The organism is Leucobacter weissii (assembly GCF_017565745.1).
In the GTDB taxonomy this organism is placed as follows: Bacteria; Actinomycetota; Actinomycetes; order Actinomycetales; family Microbacteriaceae; genus Leucobacter; species Leucobacter weissii.
This window is the reverse complement of record NZ_JAGDYM010000001.1, coordinates 133,017-149,401: the sequence shown is the minus strand read 5'-3', so window position 1 is coordinate 149,401 and position 16,385 is coordinate 133,017. Positions and strand designations below refer to the sequence as shown.

At 69.1% G+C, this 16,385-nt stretch carries 17 protein-coding genes and 3 tRNA genes; 9 read left to right on the top strand and 11 right to left on the bottom strand.

The features are described from left to right. The first annotated feature begins 50 nt into the window (after nt 1-50). A complete protein-coding gene (locus J4H92_RS00680; protein WP_208095094.1) occupies nt 51-419 on the top strand; it encodes a PadR family transcriptional regulator in 369 nt (122 codons plus the stop codon). Beyond that, nucleotides 416-1,558, top strand: a complete 1,143-nt coding sequence (locus J4H92_RS00675) for a hypothetical protein (RefSeq protein ID WP_208095093.1) — start codon at nt 416-418, stop codon at nt 1,556-1,558. Before J4H92_RS00680 ends, J4H92_RS00675 begins: the two co-directional genes overlap by 4 nt. A 53-nt stretch (nt 1,559-1,611) precedes the next feature. Here J4H92_RS00675 and J4H92_RS00670 read toward each other — a convergent pair whose 3' ends face one another. Further along, complete coding sequence (locus tag J4H92_RS00670) at nt 1,612-2,610, bottom strand: diacylglycerol/lipid kinase family protein (RefSeq protein WP_208095092.1); 999 nt, start codon at nt 2,608-2,610, stop codon at nt 1,612-1,614. 42 nt (nt 2,611-2,652) lie between these two features. Here J4H92_RS00670 and serS point away from each other — a divergent pair, with 42 nt between their 5' ends. The 5 genes from serS to J4H92_RS00645 all read left to right on the top strand — a co-directional run bounded on the left by serS (nt 2,653) and on the right by J4H92_RS00645 (nt 5,760). Beyond that, nucleotides 2,653-3,921, top strand: coding sequence for a serine--tRNA ligase (gene serS, locus J4H92_RS00665; protein ID WP_208095091.1), 1,269 nt, complete (start codon nt 2,653-2,655; stop codon nt 3,919-3,921). Nucleotide 3,922: 1 nt separating this feature from the next. After that, a complete protein-coding gene (locus J4H92_RS00660) occupies nt 3,923-4,753 on the top strand; it encodes an HAD family hydrolase (RefSeq protein ID WP_208095090.1) in 831 nt (276 codons plus the stop codon). A 28-nt stretch (nt 4,754-4,781) separates the two neighbouring features. After that, nucleotides 4,782-4,869, top strand: a tRNA-Ser gene (locus J4H92_RS00655). Between the two features lie 228 nt (nt 4,870-5,097). Further along, nucleotides 5,098-5,433 carry a nuclear transport factor 2 family protein gene (locus J4H92_RS00650; protein WP_208095089.1) on the top strand — a complete coding sequence of 112 codons (336 nt, stop codon included), beginning with the start codon at nt 5,098-5,100 and terminating at the stop codon, nt 5,431-5,433. A gap of 129 nt (nt 5,434-5,562) precedes the next feature. Then, nucleotides 5,563-5,760, top strand: a complete 198-nt coding sequence (locus J4H92_RS00645) for a hypothetical protein (protein WP_208095088.1) — start codon at nt 5,563-5,565, stop codon at nt 5,758-5,760. 81 nt (nt 5,761-5,841) lie between these two features. Here the strand turns inward: J4H92_RS00645 and J4H92_RS00640 are convergent. The 3 genes from J4H92_RS00640 to J4H92_RS00630 form a co-directional block, all read right to left on the bottom strand. After that, nucleotides 5,842-5,933 (bottom strand) — tRNA-Ser (locus J4H92_RS00640). A gap of 47 nt (nt 5,934-5,980) precedes the next feature. Next, complete coding sequence (locus J4H92_RS00635; RefSeq protein ID WP_243751831.1) at nt 5,981-7,273, bottom strand: LCP family protein; 1,293 nt, start codon at nt 7,271-7,273, stop codon at nt 5,981-5,983. A gap of 283 nt (nt 7,274-7,556) precedes the next feature. Next, a tRNA-Ser gene (locus J4H92_RS00630) sits at nt 7,557-7,644 on the bottom strand. A gap of 296 nt (nt 7,645-7,940) precedes the next feature. Here J4H92_RS00630 and J4H92_RS00625 point away from each other — a divergent pair. Continuing rightward, the gene (locus tag J4H92_RS00625; protein ID WP_243751830.1) at nt 7,941-8,531 is read left to right on the top strand and encodes a CHAP domain-containing protein; all 591 of its coding nucleotides are present in this window, start codon (nt 7,941-7,943) and stop codon (nt 8,529-8,531) included. 56 nt (nt 8,532-8,587) lie between these two features. Here J4H92_RS00625 and J4H92_RS00620 read toward each other — a convergent pair whose 3' ends face one another. Both J4H92_RS00620 and J4H92_RS00615 read right to left on the bottom strand, forming a co-directional pair. Continuing rightward, complete coding sequence (locus tag J4H92_RS00620; RefSeq protein WP_208095086.1) at nt 8,588-9,751, bottom strand: glycosyltransferase family 4 protein; 1,164 nt, start codon at nt 9,749-9,751, stop codon at nt 8,588-8,590. 40 nt (nt 9,752-9,791) lie between these two features. Further along, on the bottom strand, nt 9,792-10,979 hold the full coding sequence (locus J4H92_RS00615; RefSeq protein WP_424960853.1) for a glycosyltransferase: 1,188 nt from the start codon (nt 10,977-10,979) through the stop codon (nt 9,792-9,794). A gap of 184 nt (nt 10,980-11,163) precedes the next feature. On the opposite strand from J4H92_RS00615, the gene J4H92_RS00610 reads away from it, so the two are divergent. After that, complete coding sequence (locus tag J4H92_RS00610; RefSeq protein ID WP_208095085.1) at nt 11,164-11,469, top strand: helix-turn-helix domain-containing protein; 306 nt, start codon at nt 11,164-11,166, stop codon at nt 11,467-11,469. Nucleotides 11,470-11,485: 16 nt separating this feature from the next. Here J4H92_RS00610 and J4H92_RS00605 read toward each other — a convergent pair whose 3' ends face one another. From J4H92_RS00605 to J4H92_RS00585, 5 genes are all read right to left on the bottom strand, one after another. Next, nucleotides 11,486-12,775: an MFS transporter gene (locus J4H92_RS00605; protein WP_208095084.1), complete on the bottom strand. Its 1,290-nt coding sequence runs from the start codon at nt 12,773-12,775 to the stop codon at nt 11,486-11,488. 194 nt (nt 12,776-12,969) lie between these two features. After that, a complete protein-coding gene (locus tag J4H92_RS00600) occupies nt 12,970-13,413 on the bottom strand; it encodes a carboxymuconolactone decarboxylase family protein (protein ID WP_208095083.1) in 444 nt (147 codons plus the stop codon). A gap of 122 nt (nt 13,414-13,535) precedes the next feature. Beyond that, nucleotides 13,536-14,243, bottom strand: a complete 708-nt coding sequence (locus J4H92_RS00595; RefSeq protein WP_208095082.1) for an SDR family oxidoreductase — start codon at nt 14,241-14,243, stop codon at nt 13,536-13,538. Then, on the bottom strand, nt 14,240-15,499 hold the full coding sequence (locus J4H92_RS00590) for a flavin-containing monooxygenase (RefSeq protein ID WP_208095081.1): 1,260 nt from the start codon (nt 15,497-15,499) through the stop codon (nt 14,240-14,242). Before J4H92_RS00590 ends, J4H92_RS00595 begins: the two co-directional genes overlap by 4 nt. A 104-nt stretch (nt 15,500-15,603) precedes the next feature. Continuing rightward, entirely contained in the window at nt 15,604-16,356 is a 753-nt protein-coding gene (locus tag J4H92_RS00585) for an SDR family NAD(P)-dependent oxidoreductase (protein WP_208095080.1), read from the bottom strand. Nucleotides 16,357-16,385: the final 29 nt, after the last annotated feature.

Sequence of the window (16,385 nt, the reverse complement as noted above, 5' to 3'; positions counted from 1 at the left end):
CGCCAGCATGTTCTTGACAGCGAACTACTGTGGACTGCACACTAGTGCGCATGGAAGCGACACAATTGCTCAAGGGGGTGCTGGACGCCGCCGTGCTCGCGATCGTGCAGGGCGACGACGGCTACGGCTACGACGTCGTGCGCCGGCTGCGCGAGGCCGGTCTCGAGGAGGTCGGCGACGCCTCGGTCTACGGAACGCTGCGGCGCCTCTACGCGTCCGGCGCGCTCAGCACCTACGTGGTGCCGAGCGAGGACGGACCGCACCGCAAGTACTACAGCATCACGCCGAGCGGCAGCGAGCACCTCGAGCAGCAGCGGCGGGACTGGCAGCGCTTCTCCGCCACCATCGCCGCGCTGCTCGCCCCCCACCCGGGCACCGCCGCTCCCCGCACGATCGCAGCGAAAGGAACCGAGGCATGACCGCGAACACCGGCGCCCACATCGGAGCCGCATCCACCAGCGAGCAGCTCACCGCCGAGTTCGTAGCGGCAGTGCGCGACCGACTGTCCGACCTCTCCGCCGAGGAGCTCGACGAACTGCTCGACGGGCTGCAGGCGGACCTGGCCGACCGCCTCAGCGACGGGGGCGAGTTGGGCGACCCCGACTCCTACGCGGAGGAGCTGCGCCAGGCGGCCGGCCTGCCTCCGCGCCGGCAGACGGGCGAGCCGACCCGACGCACCCTGCGAGACGTGGCCGACGCGGCGGAGTCGGGCCTCCGGAACTGGCTCGAGGGCACGAAGCTGCGCCGGGGCGTGCGCGACTTCCTCCTCTCGCTTCGCCCGCTCTGGTGGGTGCTGCGCGGGGTCGCGCTCGCCGGGATCGCCGTGTTCGTGACCGGGAGCACCGTTCCCAGCTACGGAGTCGAGATCCCGGATCCCTCGCTCTGGACCCTGTTCCTCCTCGTGCTGGGGATCGTCCTCAGCGTGCAGTGGGGTCGCGGCCGCTGGGCGCCGAACCGCTGGCTCGTCGCGCTTCGCCGGGTGGCGGGCGCCGTCGCGGTGCTGGTGCTCCTCGTCTGGCCGCCGATGCTGGCCTCCTGGGTCAACCAGATGATCTATGTCCAGCAGTACGGTCAGGAGGCGGAGTACTTCGATTCCTCGTGGGGCCTCACCAGCGACGGCGAGCAGATCCGCAACATCTTCGCCTACGACTGCACGGGGGCTCCGCTCGACGGCGTGCAGCTGTTCACCGAGAGCGGCGATCCGCTGACGACCCTCCAGGGCGGCGAGGCGCCCTGGTACGAAGACGACGAGAGCGGAACGGGCGAGGCGTCTCTGGCGCTCAACCAGCTCGCGGATACGGCGAGCCGCGGTGGCGGATGGAACGTGTTCCCGCTCTGGGAGACCTCGATCCGCGGCTACGACTCGGTGGGCGAGCCGGTTGCCGACGCACCCGCGCAGCCCCGGCCTCCGTTCACCCGCGCCTCCGGGCTCGCCGAGGACTGCGGCACCGCCACCGGAGCCACAGCCGACGCCGACGCCGACGAGGGATCCTCGTCCGGGTCGGCGAGCTCCGCGGAAGGCGCCCGGAACCCCGATGCCACCGAGGACGGGCGATGACTCTCCCGAGGCCGCTCAGCGCCAGATCCCACGCCGCGAGCATCGGGCTCGGCCTATACGGTCGAATGCCACTGGGGAAGCACGCGGACGACGAGCGCCCCGGGGTCGACCTCTCCGCCTGCGGCGAGCGCCCAGCCGAAGTCGTCCCCGTCGAGCTGGATGGGCTCGGGCCGCGCCACCGACACCGCGAACCGGCCGGCGCGCAGGTAGGTGACGGAGCGCGTGTCGTTGACGAGGTCGATCATGCGGCGGCCCGCCTTCGTCTTGCGAAGCACGCCGTTCTCCCACCCGATCTTGCGCCAGATGCGCAGCCATGAGAGCGCGCCGAGGGGGCGGAGCGCGACCACGTCGAGCTTTCCGTCGTCCAGTTCGGCGTCGGGGATGAGCAGCACCCCGCCCGGCAGCAGTCCGCAGTTGCCGATCATCACGCTGTAGACCGTCAGCGGGCTCACCTCGGAGCCGTCGACCGAGTAGTGGATCTGCAGGGGAGCGTTCGAGACCATCGTACGCACTCCCGCATCGACATAGGCCAGCCAGCCCACCCATTTCTTGAGCTTCGAGCTGGTGCCGGTGATGAGCCTCGCGTCCAGGCCCATCCCGGCGAGCACGAGGAACACGTGCTCGCTGATCGACTCGTCCTCGCGGGTGATGGAGATGACCCCGAGGTCTATCGCGCGATTCCGGCCCTGGAACGCCGCCCGCACCACCTCGTCGAGATTGCCGAGCGGGGCGCCGAGATTGCGCGCAAGGAGGTTGCCGGTGCCCTGCGGGATCACCGCCATCGGCACTCCCGTGCCGCGCAGAGCCTCCGCGACGGCACGCACGGTGCCATCGCCTCCGGACGCCAGGATCAGCGCCGCCCCGTCCTCGACGGCCCGCTGCGCGGCCGCGATACCGGCGTCGTCCGCATCCGTCTCGTACCAGCGGCTCCTCGCCCATCCTCCGCCGCTCTCGTAGCGCCGCACCGCCTCGCGCAACGCCTCGAGATCGGTCTTGAGCGGATGGTAGACCACGGCGGCGGAGGGTTGGGGGCCTGCCGGGGTCGTCACCATACCTCCACGTTACCCCCGAGCGACACGACTAGACTGGTGGTCGTGATCGATCCCGCCCTGCTCCGCTCGAATCCCGAAGCCGTCAGACGTTCGCAGGAGGCTCGGGGCAACGATCCGGAGACCGTGGACCTGGCCATCGCGGCCGACGAGGCGCGCCGCGCCGCGCTCACCGGGTTCGAGACGCTTCGCGCGGAGCAGAACGAGTTCGGCAAGCAGGTGCGCAGCGCCCCCAAGGACGAGAAGCCGGCGCTGATCGCCCGCGCCCAGGAGCTCGCGAGCCAGGTCAAAGCCGCCGAGGCCCGAGCGAAGGAGGCCGAGGCCGCGTTCGAGACGGCGGCCTCGCGGATCGAGAACATCGTCATCGACGGGGTGCCCGCCGGGGGCGAGGAGCAGTTCGTCACGCTCCGCACCCACGGACAGATCCCGCAGTACGACTTCCCGCCGCGCGACCACGTCGAACTCGGCGAGCTGCTCGGCGCCATCGACATCCAGCGCGGGGCGAAGGTCTCCGGGTCGCGCTTCTACTTCCTGCGCGGCTTCGGCGCCCGACTCGAGATCGCTCTCATGAACCTGGCGCTCGACCACGCCCTGCGCAACGGGTTCACGCCGCTGATCACGCCCACGCTCGTGCGCTCGGAGGTGATGCGCGGCACGGGGTTCCTCGGCGAGCACGCCGACGAGGTCTACCACCTGCCCGCCGACGACCTGTACCTGACCGGCACGAGCGAGGTCGCGCTCGCCGGCTACCACTCGGACGAGATCCTCGACCTCTCCGCCGGGCCGTTGCGCTACGCCGGCTGGTCGACCTGCTACCGACGGGAAGCGGGATCCCACGGCAAGGACACGCGCGGGATCCTGCGCGTGCACCAGTTCAACAAGCTCGAGATGTTCGTCTACGCGGATCCCGCGGACGCCGAGCACGAGCACGAGCGCCTCGTCGCCTGGCAGGAGGAGATGCTCCAGTCGCTCGGACTCAGCTATCGCGTGATCGACGTCGCGGCCGGGGATCTCGGCTCGAGCGCTGCGCGCAAGTTCGACATCGAGGCGTGGGTGCCGACGCAGGGGACCTACCGCGAACTGACCTCGACGAGCAACTGCACCGGCTATCAGGCGCGCCGCCTCGCCACCCGGTACCGCACCGAGACCGGGAAGACCGCGCCGGTCGCCACGCTCAACGGCACGCTCGCCACGACCCGATGGATCGTCGCGCTGCTCGAGACGCATCAGCGCGCGGACGGCGGCGTGACCGTGCCGGAGGCGCTGCGCCCGTACCTCGGCGGTCTCGCGGCCTTCGCCCCCGAGGACGCCTGACATGGCCACCGGGCAGGATCGGCACCTCGTCGCGCTCGATCTCGACGGCACCGTCGTGCATCACGACGGCAGCATCGACGACGAGGTCTCGGACGCGATCCGTTCGCTCGCCGCGGCGGGGCACGAGATCGTCATCGCGACGGGGCGCGCCGTCGACGCCACGCTGCCCGTCGTCGAGCAGCTGCGGATCCGCCCGAGCTGGGTGATCTGCTGCAACGGCGCGGTGACGCTGCGCCGGGATCCCCTCGCCCATCGCGCCTACCGGACCGAGTACGTCGAGACGTTCGACGCGAGCGAAGCGCTGCGGCGGATCCGATCCCGTCTGCTCACCGCCCGCTTCGGGCTCGAGACCGAGGCCGGGGAGTTCCTCTACACCGAGAAGATCCCCGCCGGAACCCTGCCGGTGCGGCAGCGGCAGGTGCCCTTCGAGGAACTCGCGACCACCCCGGCCACCCGGGTGCTCGTGGTCTCACCGGATCACGCGCTTGAGGACTTCCTCGCGATCGTCGACACCATGGGCCTGACGCGGGTTACCTATGCGATCGGCTTCACCGCCTGGCTCGACATCGCACCGGAGGGGGTGTCGAAGGAGAGCGCGCTCGAAGTGGTGCGCTCCAGGCTGGGGATCGAGCGCGCTCAGGTGTTCGCCGCGGGCGACGGCAACAACGACATCCAGATGCTGGAGTGGGCGGGCCGCCACGGGGACGCCGTCGCGATGGGGCAGGCGGGCGAGACGGTGCGGGCCGCCGCGAGCCGGGTGACGGCGCCGATCGAGGAGGCGGGTCTCGCCTCGGCTCTCCGCGATCGCTTCCCCACGATCCTCGGACGGTGACTCGAAGCGCACCGCTAGGATCGTAGGCGGAGGGTTGTCCGAGCGGCCGAAGGAACTTGTCTTGAAAACAAGCAGGCAGTAACCCTGCCTCGCGGGTTCGAATCCCGCACTCTCCGCGACGGCCCCTGCTCCGCAGGGAGTCATCACTAGCGGTGCGAGATTCCCCAGAACCCTGCACCGAGCCGCAGCCGGCGGCCCGGCGGCGTGCGCGCGCAGAGCGATGCTCTGCCCGAGGCGCGCGGCCGGGGTTCCACATCCCCTACCCTCCGCTCAGGATCCCCGCTTTCCAGCAGATCGCCTCTGCGAAGCGGGTCCTGCGTGCTCCGACACCGAAAGGAGACCTCATGGTCGCCGAATCCTCACTGCCCGCGCCCGTGCAGCGCTTCGTGGACGCCATCAACGCCGCCGATACCGACGCATTCGTCGATGCCTTCACCCCGGACGGCCTGGTCGACGACTGGGGGCGCGAGCTGCACGGGCCGGACGGCCTGCGATCGTGGGCGGACACGGATGCGATCGGCATGAACGCCCGCATCACCATCCTGAGCGCAGACGTCGATGGCGACACCGTGACGACTCGCTTCGATTGGGCGAGCCGGCGCTTCAACGGCCGATCCGAGGGGATCTTCGTGATCGCGGGGGATCGGCTCTCGAGCTTCACCATTCCGCCGCACCGGTGACGGCGGTGCGCGCCGCGCCGGCCGCACCCGCAAGCTTTGTACCAGCCGGTCGCGCGCTGCGCAAGCGGTGGAGATCACAGATTGCCCGGGGATAATGTGAGGTCCACAATCTAGCAGAAGGAGGATCTCATGGGATTCCTGGACGATGCGAAGGAAACCGCCGAAGCCGCGGCCAAGAAGGTCGGTCGTGCCGTCGAAGACGGCGTGGACAAGGCCAAGGACAAGGTCGAGGAGCTGAAGGCCGACGCCGAGGTGAAGAAGGCGGAGGCCGAGCGGGATTCCGTGAAAGCCCGCAACGAGGCCAAGGACGAGTTGCGCGGCGAGTAGCAGCTCTGGGCGGGGCGCTCGTGACGCGCCCGCTACGAAGCGGGAGAACCCCCTGCAGATTGCAGGGGGTTCTCCCATGAATGGCGGAGACAGGGGGATTTGAACCCCCGGTCGAGTTTAAGCCCGACCCTTCATTAGCAGTGAAGTCCGTTCGGCCGCTCCGGCATGTCTCCGCAAACCATCCTAGACCACGCCGGAACAGGCGGGAAATCGTCACCCGTCAGAAGACGGTTCGCCCGCCCGAGCAGGTCTCCGTCGCGGCGTTCTGGCCGGGAACCGTGTCGGGCAGCTCGGTCTCCGCTGACGAGCTCTCGCTCTTCCGGCTCTTCTCGGTCGAGCCGTCGCCACTCGATTCCGTCTCGTCGGACTCGACGTCGGTCGGCTCCGACTCCGTTTCCTCCGTCGTGGCGGGATCCTCTTCGGTGGTATCGACGACGCCCTCGCCGCGCGTCTTCACCGTGAAGGGCTCACCGCTCTCAACGACCTCGATCAGGGTCTGCGCCGCAGCGTAGTCAGGCGTCAGCCGACCCTCCTGGTAGGGGTGGGCGCTCGTGGGGTATTGCACGAAGTTCACCCGTTCGAGATCGATGTCCTTCACCGTCCCGGCGAGCGACTGCATGAAACCGATCGAGGCCATGTTGCTCGAGAGCGTCATGTTCTCCACGCCGGCCTTCGCCAGCCCGTACACCTTGACCGGATTCGACAGGGTCTCGCTGCTCTGCAGTTCGCGGAGGAGCGCGGACATGAAGACCTGCTGATTGCTGATCCTGCTGGTGTCGCTGCCATCGCCGACCCCGTAGCGCGTGCGCAGGAACTGCAGAGCCTCCTTGCCCTTCAGCGTGTGCTCGCCCGCGGCCAGGTCGAGGTCGGTCTTGGTGTCGTTGATCGGCTCCGTCAGGCACACCGTGACGCCGCCGATGGCGTTGGAGACTCCGATGACCCCGTCGAAGGTGACGAGCCCGGCGTACGGGATCTCCATGCCCGTCAGGTTCTCGATGGTGCGGACGACGCAGGAGAGCCCGCCGTACATCATCGCGCTGTTGAGCTGCTGCTCGCTCATCGCCGGATAGTAGTCGGCTTCGCCCTCGGGGCCCGGGCAGCTCGGGATCGGCAGCATGAGATCGCGCGGGAAACTCATGATCGTCGCGTTCTGGTGATCCTCGGATACGTGGAGCAGGAGATTGACGTCGTTGAGCTCGCCCTGCTCGCCGTCGTCGATGCTCTGGCCCTCGCGCGAGTCGGAGCCGACGAGCAGGATGCTGAATGCGCCGTCGATGGTCTGCTCGCCTGCGCTGACCGCCGTCGGATCCTCCCCGGAGGGCAGAATGATGGTCTGGACCCCGTCGAGAAGACCCCAGACGGCGTACGCGGCCACCGTGGCGCCGCTCAGCGCCACCGTGAGTACCGCCGCGAGGACCACCTTGCCGGCGTTCGCCCAGGCGTTGGAACGGCGAAGCAAACCGTGGCGGACGCCAGTGTGCGCGACATGCGGCATCACCGATTTCTGCTCCATAGGACTCTCCAGGGGAATGGGGGGGGGACGACGACGGGGTCGTGATTTCCCCGATAGTACTGCTCGGTCCTGCGCGATCCCTGGATTGACGGGGTCCGCCCCGGCCGCTCGCTCGACGCAGGGCGGCGCTCTGCGCGCGCCGCCGAGCCACGGCTCGCGTCAGGGGTTCACGATGCGCCCCAATTGCATCCGCGCGCGGGATCCGCCCGAGGATGCCCCTCGCCGTAGCCCGGAACCGGAAGAGGTTGCGGCACCCGCCCTTCGAGCGAGTGCCGCAACCTCATGGCGGAGGATGGGGGATTTGAACCCCCGAGGGCGTGAACCCAACACGCGTTCCAGGCGTGCGCCATAGGCCGCTAGGCGAATCCTCCAGCATCGACGAGAAGCCGACGGAGACCAGCTTAGCCGGTTGTCGCCGACTCCGCCGACCCGTGCCCCGAGCCGCACGGCGGGGAGGAACCCTGCGAGGAACCCTGAAAGCGACCCGGGTGCCGGTTCCTGAGAGTTCGAAGCATCGGATTTGAGTTGTAACAGAACGATAACGTACGATGATCAACGGCGCTGCAACCGCGGCCGCAGAGGATCCGTCGCACGGCGACACGAACGAACGGGAGAGACGCGAGTGCAGCTCCAAGGCAAGCCCACGATCGTGGCTCTGATATCCGCCATGATCTTCGCTTTCGGAGCAGCTCCTGCCAACGCGGCCGACAAGCCGATCGAGACCTTCCGCACCGGCACCGCCGATGCCGGCACCGCCCCCGCGCAGTCGCTGAAGACGACCACTTCCCCGCTGGAGGGAGTGGCGCTCGAGACGCTCACCGAGATGAGCGACTACAGCGATCTGCCCCACGGCTTCGACGTCGAGGCCACCATCGAACTCGCGGAGAGCGAGATCGGGACGAGTCGCCCCACCGGCTGGAGCATGCCGGGCGAGTGCATCATGTCGGCCAAACGCTGGATCGAGGCCGGAGACGGCGCCTGGGTCGGCAGCGGGAATCCCGTCAACAATTACGAGGGCGCCACGCGCCTCACCATCGCCGACGCTCAGCCCGGCGACATCGTGCAGTACGAGCACATCGAGTTCCCCACCTCCTGGGTCACGGGAGTGCATACCGTGCTGATCACCGAGGTGCACGACGACGGCACCTTCACGATCATCGAATCCAACAACCCCGGGGGCAGCGGCCTCGTCAGCAAGGACGAGGCATGGGTTCCGGCTCCCCCGAGCGGATTCCAGGCCGTCGTCTGGCGCTTCTGAACCGGACGGGGCGCTGAGGCCCGGTCCGCACCGGCGCTCCGGCCCGCGACGACGTCTCAGTCCGCTCCGGCGAGATCCCGAACCGCGGCGAGCAGCCGCGTCGCGGACTTCTCCCAGCTGTACTCCGCGGCGTGCGCCGTTCCCGCGGCGACCACCTGCGCCCGCAGCTCGTCGTCGTCGAGCGACCGCACGGCCCCCGCGAACGCCTCCGGATCCTGCGGAGCCACGTACAGCGCCCCCTCTCCCGCCACCTCGTGGAAGATCTCCGACTCGCTCACCACGGCCGGCACCCCGAACGCCAGCGCCTCGGCTATGGGCAGTCCGTACCCTTCATCCAGACTGAGCGTGGCGAGGAGCGCCCGCTCGCTCAGGATCTCGGCGTACTCCTCGTCGCTGACGCCGCCGTGGAACACGACCGACGCGCCGTCCGGCACCATCGCCTCGAGTTCGCGACGACGCGCCTCGCCGATGCGGCTGAGGAGATGGAGCGTGTGGTCGGGCAGGTGCCGCATCGCCAGGACGAGGGTCTCGACGTTCTTGTAGGGCATGAACGAGCCCATGTAGACGATGTTGCGCGGCGGCCTCGCCGATCGCCCGGAGGCCGAGGACGCGGCTCCGACGCCCGTCGGCAGCAGTTCCTCGAGACGCTGCGGCGCATTCGCGAGCACGAGGACCGGTCGCTTCGTCAGCCCGACCGCGGCGAACTGCCGCTTGCTCGTCTCGCTCACCGTCGCCACCAGATCCGCCGCATCGAGCACGAGCCGCTGCGGCAGGTAGCTGAGGTGGAACAGGCGCCAGCCGATGCGCACGAGACCGGGAAGATCGCGCGGCGGCGTGCGATGGCGGTAGTAGATGGTGTCGTGCAGGGTGAGGATCAGGCCGAACCGCCGCCCCAGCGATCCGATCGTCTGCATCGGGGAGAACAGCACATCCGGCCGATGCCTGGAGAGGATCAGCGACGAGAACGGCTCCCGCCAGGAGGTCGGGGAATGGATGCGGAGGGTCCGCGCTCCCGACGGGAGTCTCCGCCGCTGTTCCTCGTCGTGGATGAGGAACACGACGTCCACGTCGACGTCTCCGGCCGCGTCCGCCGCCGCTGCGGCGAGTTCCGCCGAGAAACGGCTGATCCCGTCGTGGAAATCGGTTCTGATGTATCTGGCGTCGAAGAATAGCCTCGTCGGACGCCCGGAGACGCCGCCTCCGCGGCTCAGGCGCCGCATACGGCTCCGCCGCGGCGGCTGCGGATCCCGACCGGATCAGTCACTCGGGGATCGCCTCCCCGCGATACAGCGCCTCGAAGGTGTCGAGGGTGCGCGTGATGTCGTGCGCTCGGACGCCCTCCAGCGACGCCTGCTGCATGCGCAACCATTCGTCATGCGGGGCGGAGAGCAGCGCGTCGAGGCGCCTGGCGAGCTCGGCGTCGTTGTCCGGCTCGAAGAGATACCCGTTGACGCCGTTCCGCACGAGGTGCGGCAGCGCGACGGCGTCCGCGGCGACGATCGGCAGGCCGGAGGCCATCGCCTCGAGCGTCGCGATCGACTGCAGTTCGGCGATCGAGGCGATGACGAACACGCTGGCTCGGCGATAGAGATCGACGAGGCGGTCCTCGCTGACGCGGCCGTGGAAGACGACCCGACCCTGCAGGCCGAGGCGCTTCGTCAGCTGCTCGAGGTGGTTCGCCTGGTCGCCGCCGCCGACGACGTCGAGGTGGACGTCGAGTCCGGGATCGAGTCGAGCGAGAGCTCGGAGCGTCACATCCACGCGCTTCTCGCTGGTGAGCCTCCCGACGAAGAGCATGCGACGCTGCGCGCGCGGGCCGGGATCCGGGCGGTAGTTGCTCCGGTCGATGCCGCAGCTGATCGGGATGACCCCGCGCACATCGACCGTGCGTTCGAGGAAGTCCGCGGCTCGGCGCGTGGGCGTGGTGACCGCGCGTGCGATCTTGAAGGTGCGTTCGGCGTCTCCCCAGGCGAGTTTGAGGACCAGCCGGTCGACCAGCGGCGGCATCGTGGTGAAGTCGAGGATGTTCTCGGCCATCACATGGTTCGTGGCGATCACGGGGATCCCGCGCTGCTTGGCGATCCTGGAGAGACCGCGGCCGATGACGATGTGCGACTGGATGTGCACGGCGTCGGGACTCACGGCGCTCAGCACCCGTCTGGCGTGGTGCTTCGCGCGCCACGGCCAGACGAAGCGGAGCCAGTCGTGGGGCTTCCAGCGCACGGCCGGGAGTCGATGCACGGTCATCGCCTGGCCCTCGATCAGCTCGACCGCCGGCGGCACCCGCCGCTGGCTCAAGCCGGGGGCCACGATGTGGACCTCGTGCCCCCGTTCCACCAGACCGGCCGCGAGTCGCTCCGCGAATCGAGCCGCTCCGTTGACGTCGGGCGCGAACGTGTCGCATCCCATCACGATCCGCAAGCGGTCTGGGCGGTCTTCTGGACTCACGTGTGGCCGGCATCCTTCGGTCGGGAAGTCCGCGGATCACGGACCGAACCAGTGTATTCGGTCCCCGTGGGAAACCCGTGCGGCGCCACGGCCCTCTCAGCAGAGAGCCTTTATCAGCCAGCGTTATTTCGTCCAGTGCGTCTGGGATCTGGAGTATCGGCCATGATGCCAGCAATCTTTAGCAATGCCGAAAATCCATTCCGCCGCGGCCGCCGAGATCGGCCGCCGCATCCGCGCCGCACGCCACGAGCTCGGGATCTCCCTCGAAGACCTGGGAGAGCTCGCCGAGATCAACTGGACCACCATCGGCAAGATCGAGCGCGGCGCTTCCAGCCCGACCGTGGAATCGCTGGTGCGCATCGCGACGGCGCTCGAGGTGGATCCCGGTGTCTTCGTCTCGGGAGTCACCGCGAACGACTACGGTCAGCGTCTGCACCAGCTCACCGCACGCGATTTCGTCAAAGCGCGCCTGCGCCAGAAGCGGGGATAGGTCGCGTCGGACCCGTTCAACGTGCTCTCGTGCGCGGGATCCACCGCAGGAAGCCGAGTGCCCCCAGCAGTCCGATCACGCCGATCGCGCCGGTCGCGATGCCGAGCGAGGCGACGGCGGCGATAGCCGAGAAGAGCACGGGGGCGAACGCTCCGCCCGCGTCGGTGAGGGTGCGCCAGGAGCCGAGGAACGGCGCGGGGTCGCGCGGCGGCGCCGCATCGGCGCCGAGCGTGAGCAGGATCCCGCTCGAGAGCCCGTTCCCCACTCCGATCACCGCGGCGAACAGGGCGAACCACATCGCCGCGTCGCCCGACTCGTGCGTCACCGACAGCGCGAGGAACCCGCAGCCCATCAGCAGCATCGCCGGCAGCGCGGCCCAGAGCCTGCCGTAACGGTCCATCACCTGGCCGCTGGCGTAGAACAGGGCGAAATCGAGCGCCCCGGCGACCCCCACGACCAGCGAGATGGTCTGCGCCTCGAGCCCGAGCGAGACGCCCCAGAGCGGCAGCACCACCTGGCGGGCCGCCCGCACCGCCGCGAGCGAGGCTGCCGCCAGCCCGAGCCGCGCCAGCACCCGGCGGTGCGCGATCATCGTCCGGAGCACCCCCGCGGGACGGCGCCCGGGCAGCGGGATGCCGCCGGTCACCGCCTCGCCGGTGTCCGCGGCGTCGGCATCCGCGACGTCGACCGCGACCGGCCGGGGCGGGACGACGATCGTCTCCGCCCCCGCCCGCGCCTCCGGATCCGGCCCGAGCAGCACGAGGGCCACGCACGCGAGGAGGCACGCCGCGAAGAACCACGCGGCCGCGGCCGCCCACCCGGTGATCCCGAGGAGGAGCGCCCCGACGAAGGGCCCGGCGAACATCCCCAGGCGGAAGGCCCCTCCCAGCAGCGACAGCGCCCGCGCCCGGAAGTCAAGCGGGATCCGGGTGGTCATGAAGGCGTGCCGCGCGAGCCCGAACGCGGCCGCGCACATCCCGATCAGGAACACCGATCCCGCGAGCACCCAGAGCTGCTCGGCGAGAGCCAGGCCGGCGGCGCCCCCGAGGGCGAGGATCCCGGCCCCGGTCATCGTGAGGCGCTCTCCGACCCTGGCCACCAGCCAGCCCGCGGGCAGATTGCCGCACAGCTGCCCGACCACGAGGGCGGAGGCGATGATGCCCGCGGTGGCGATATCGGCGCCGAGCCCCGCGGCGATCACCGGGATGAGCGGGATCAGCGCGCCCTCGCCGAGCGCGAAGAGCGCCGTCGGCCCGTAGATCATCGGCGCGAAGCGCAGCAGCACTCCCCGCGCGGATTCGGCCATGGCTCCCCCGTCCCTCACCGGGTTCTACCGTATACTCGATCGCGGATCCGCCCCTCCCCTCACGGGCGAGAACGCGCCCGGCCGATCAAGAACCGAGCTGACGGTAGATCGCCGCTCTCCCGCGGACGCCCGAGCGGCAGTGCGCCCGGGTCAAGGATGATATCGGGCTGGGGACCGGCGAGCGAGCCGCGCGATCACACTCTGAACACGCGGAGTTGCAGAGCGAGCATCGAGTAGTACCCGACCAGGACGGTGAGTTCGAAGAACCGCTCGAGCCCGATCCCCTCTACCAGTTCGCGCCACTCCCGGTCGTCGACATCGCCGTCGAGCAGCGCAGCCGCGAGCCGCGCGCAAGCGCGTTCGTCGCGGTCCGCGAAGTCGGGAACCTCCCCCGCGGCGAGCCCGCGCAACTCGGGTTCGGTCAGGCCGGCGGCGCGACCGACTGCCTCGTGCGCCGCCCGCTCGAACTCGCACCCCCAGTGCGCGGCCACGAGCAGGATCGCCGCCTCTCGGCTGCGTGCGCTGAGGCTCGTGCGAAATCGGAGGTCGGCCCCCAGCCGCTGCACCGACCGACCCAGCTCCGGGACGAGCAGCAAGGCGTTGAACGGACCGCGCAGCGCGCCCCGTTCGTCGGTCAAGGCGAAATGCTGCGGGCCTCGACTCCTCGGGCCACCGATGATCTCATCGTAGAGTTCCCGCCGAGCGGGATCGAGCCCTTCGGGTTCGAACAGCGGAAGTCGTTCCTCCATCTACGCCACCGCTAGTAGTCGATCTCGCCGAGCCCGGGAACCCGGACGACCTGGCCGTTGACAGCGCCCATGTTCCCGCCGATCGCGAGCTCCCACACCACCGAGCTGATCGTCTCCACCTCGACGGCGTCGACCGGCATCTCACCATAGATCGCGCGCAGCGCTTCGGTGGCGATGTTCGGCGGCGACACCGCGTTCACCCGGATACCCCGCTCGAGCAGCGCCTGCGCCGCGCCGGTCGTGAGATTGACGATCGCGGCCTTCGAAGCGGCATACAGATACTGATGGAGCGGAGGGCGGTAGACGTCTCGCGAAGCGATATTCACGATGCTCGCCGGAGAGACCGCGATCTCGACGAAGGCCTGCGACACGTTCACGGTGCCCCAGACGTTCAGGTCGAAGATCCGACGGAAGTCCTCGATCGTCGCCGACCCGAAACAGGTGGCCGGGTACATGCCCGCTGCATTGACGAGTACCGCCGGACGAACACCCGCCTCCGCCAAACGCCGGAACACCGCCGCCACGGCCTCCGTATCGGCGACATCGGCCTGGTATCCCTCGAAGCGGGAATGGTCGGCAAGATCAGCCGGCGGCGGCGACACATCCAGACCGACGACTCTCCAACCTTCGGCGAGGAATCGTTGCGCACACGAGAAGCCGAGCCCGCGGGAGGCGCCGGTGATCACGGCCGCCCCTCCTCGCCCCTCCGACTCGCTCATGCCATCTCCTCTTCGACGCCCCGAATCACGCGCTCCGTCGCGTCTATCTGGTCCAACCAGTCGGTGCGCACGATGTCGATGCGGTCCTCCGGTTCCTGACCGGCGAGCAGCGGACCGAGGCCTTCCGGCAGCATGCCTCGCTCGTGCAGCCTCAGCACGCGGGCGATGATCCTGCTCTGAATCTGGTAGACGGGAGCCTGAGCTCCCCTCGGCGCGATGAGGCCGACCAGGTAGAGCTTCTCCAAACCGACCGGCACGATGGCCCCTCCCTGGCGCAGCGGCACCTCGCCGGACTCGGGAATCAGTCCGGGAGCCAGGAAGGGGATGCGCGGACTGAACCCGGTCGCCCAGAGCACGGTGCTGTACTCCTCCACCGCGCCATCGGTGAAATGGACGTTCAATCCGTCGAAGCGTTCGATACCCGGCCGCACCTCGATACGCCCGTGCTGGATCCAATAGAGCATGAGGTCGTTGACGATGGGCGCGTTCTCCGCGAGCGTCTCCCGTTCGGGCATCGGCAGGCCGTACTCCGCGGGCGTACCGACGGTGACCCGCATGAGCAGGCGCGTCGCCAGATCGAACTCGCTCGGCGAGAGCTCGCCGAGGAAGCCGATCTCCGAGCGGGGCTTTCCGAAGAAGGTCTTGGGCTGATAGTAATGTCCCTGGCGCACCGAGACCGAGGTGCGGATCCGATGCTGCGCGGCGTCCACGGCCAGGTCGCAACCGGAATTGCCGGTGCCCACCACGAGCACGCGATCGCCCTCGATGTCCCCGGTGTTCAGGTACTCGGCCGAGTGCAGCTGCTTGCCTGTGTACTCGCCCGGATAACTCGGCACCTTCGGATCCCAGAGATGCCCGTTGGCGATGAGCACGCCATCGTAGGCTCGGGTACTGCCGTCGACGAAGGTCACCGCCCATCCGCCCAGGCCGTTGTCGCCCTCTGCGGGCGCGACCTCCACGACCTCGGTCTCGAAGGTGATCCGCTCGCGCAGACCGAAACGATCTGCATAACCGTTGTAGAACTCGACGAGTTGGTCGCGGGAGGGGAAGTTGGGCCAATGCTCGGGCATCGGATAGTCGTCGTAGCCGCTCAGACTGCGCGAGGTGATGAGGTGCAGCGCCTCGTAGTCCGTGTTCCAGTGACCCCCGACGCGATCGGTGCGTTCGAAGCAGTCGACTTCGAACCCCTGATCGCACAGAATCTTCAACGCCGCGAGGCCCGCGGCACCCGCGCCGATGATGCAGTACTTCGACATGTGGTTCTCTCTTCTCCTTCGTAGTTCTCTCGGCCTCATCCGCGACGAGGCCTGCCCTGCCCAGGAGCGCGCGAGCGGCCCCTGGAATCGCTGTCGGCGTTCGCCTAGTCGCGCCCGATGGTGAAACCCGCGGCGCTGAAACCACCGTCCACCCGAATCTCCTCGCCGGTGATGAACGAGGATCGATCGCTGACCAGGAACAGCACCACCTCCGCCAGCTCCGCCGGCTCGGCACCGCGGTCGAGCGGTGTGGACTGTCGCACGAACGAGGAGTCCTCGTCGGCGAGCTGCGCCGTCTGCACGGTCCCGGGCAGCAGCGCATTGGCACGGATTCCGAGCGGCGCCCCCTCGGCAGCCGCGGTCTTCGTCATGCCGATGACGGCGGCCTTGCTCGCCGTGTAGGCGACATACCCCGGTGCGCTGACCTGGCCGTACACCGAAGAGGTGTTCACGATCGCTCCGCCTCGTACCGCGAGCAGTCCCCACAGGTGCTTCATGCCGAGGAACACCCCGGTCGCGTTGACCCGCAGAATCGTCTCGAAACCGGCGGCCGTCTCATCGGCGATCGACGCCGAATGCACGATCCCGGCGTTGTTCACGAGGATCTGCAGTGCGCCGTGCTCGCGTTCGATCTCGCTCGCCAGCACCCGCCATGACTCCTCGACGGTGACGTCGTGATGCCGGTAGCGGAGATCCACACCGCCCGCTGCGGCGTCCGCCGCGAGCGCTTCGCCCTCGGCTTCGAGCAGATCGAGCGCGTAGACCGTGGCACCGGCCTCCGCCAGCGCGCGCGAATGCGCCGCTCCCTGACCGCGAGCCCCGCCCGTGACGACGGCGACCCTGCCCCTGAGTTCCATGCGATTCCTCGATTCGTTGGTGAGTGACG

Coding starts and splice junctions, on each gene's coding strand:
- J4H92_RS00635 (WP_243751831.1), bottom strand. CDS start 7,273: ATGGAGCAGAAATCGGTGATGCCGCATGTCGCGCACACTGGCGTCCGC.
- J4H92_RS00585 (WP_208095080.1), bottom strand. CDS start 16,356: ATGGAACTCAGGGGCAGGGTCGCCGTCGTCACGGGCGGGGCTCGCGGT.
- J4H92_RS00680 (WP_208095094.1), top strand. CDS start 51: ATGGAAGCGACACAATTGCTCAAGGGGGTGCTGGACGCCGCCGTGCTC.
- J4H92_RS00675 (WP_208095093.1), top strand. CDS start 416: ATGACCGCGAACACCGGCGCCCACATCGGAGCCGCATCCACCAGCGAG.
- J4H92_RS00620 (WP_208095086.1), bottom strand. CDS start 9,751: ATGCGGCGCCTGAGCCGCGGAGGCGGCGTCTCCGGGCGTCCGACGAGG.
- J4H92_RS00605 (WP_208095084.1), bottom strand. CDS start 12,775: ATGGCCGAATCCGCGCGGGGAGTGCTGCTGCGCTTCGCGCCGATGATC.
- J4H92_RS00645 (WP_208095088.1), top strand. CDS start 5,563: ATGGGATTCCTGGACGATGCGAAGGAAACCGCCGAAGCCGCGGCCAAG.
- J4H92_RS00650 (WP_208095089.1), top strand. CDS start 5,098: ATGGTCGCCGAATCCTCACTGCCCGCGCCCGTGCAGCGCTTCGTGGAC.
- J4H92_RS00590 (WP_208095081.1), bottom strand. CDS start 15,499: ATGTCGAAGTACTGCATCATCGGCGCGGGTGCCGCGGGCCTCGCGGCG.
- J4H92_RS00670 (WP_208095092.1), bottom strand. CDS start 2,610: ATGGTGACGACCCCGGCAGGCCCCCAACCCTCCGCCGCCGTGGTCTAC.
- J4H92_RS00625 (WP_243751830.1), top strand. CDS start 7,941: ATGATCTTCGCTTTCGGAGCAGCTCCTGCCAACGCGGCCGACAAGCCG.
- J4H92_RS00595 (WP_208095082.1), bottom strand. CDS start 14,243: ATGAGCGAGTCGGAGGGGCGAGGAGGGGCGGCCGTGATCACCGGCGCC.
- J4H92_RS00660 (WP_208095090.1), top strand. CDS start 3,923: ATGGCCACCGGGCAGGATCGGCACCTCGTCGCGCTCGATCTCGACGGC.
- J4H92_RS00610 (WP_208095085.1), top strand. CDS start 11,164: ATGCCGAAAATCCATTCCGCCGCGGCCGCCGAGATCGGCCGCCGCATC.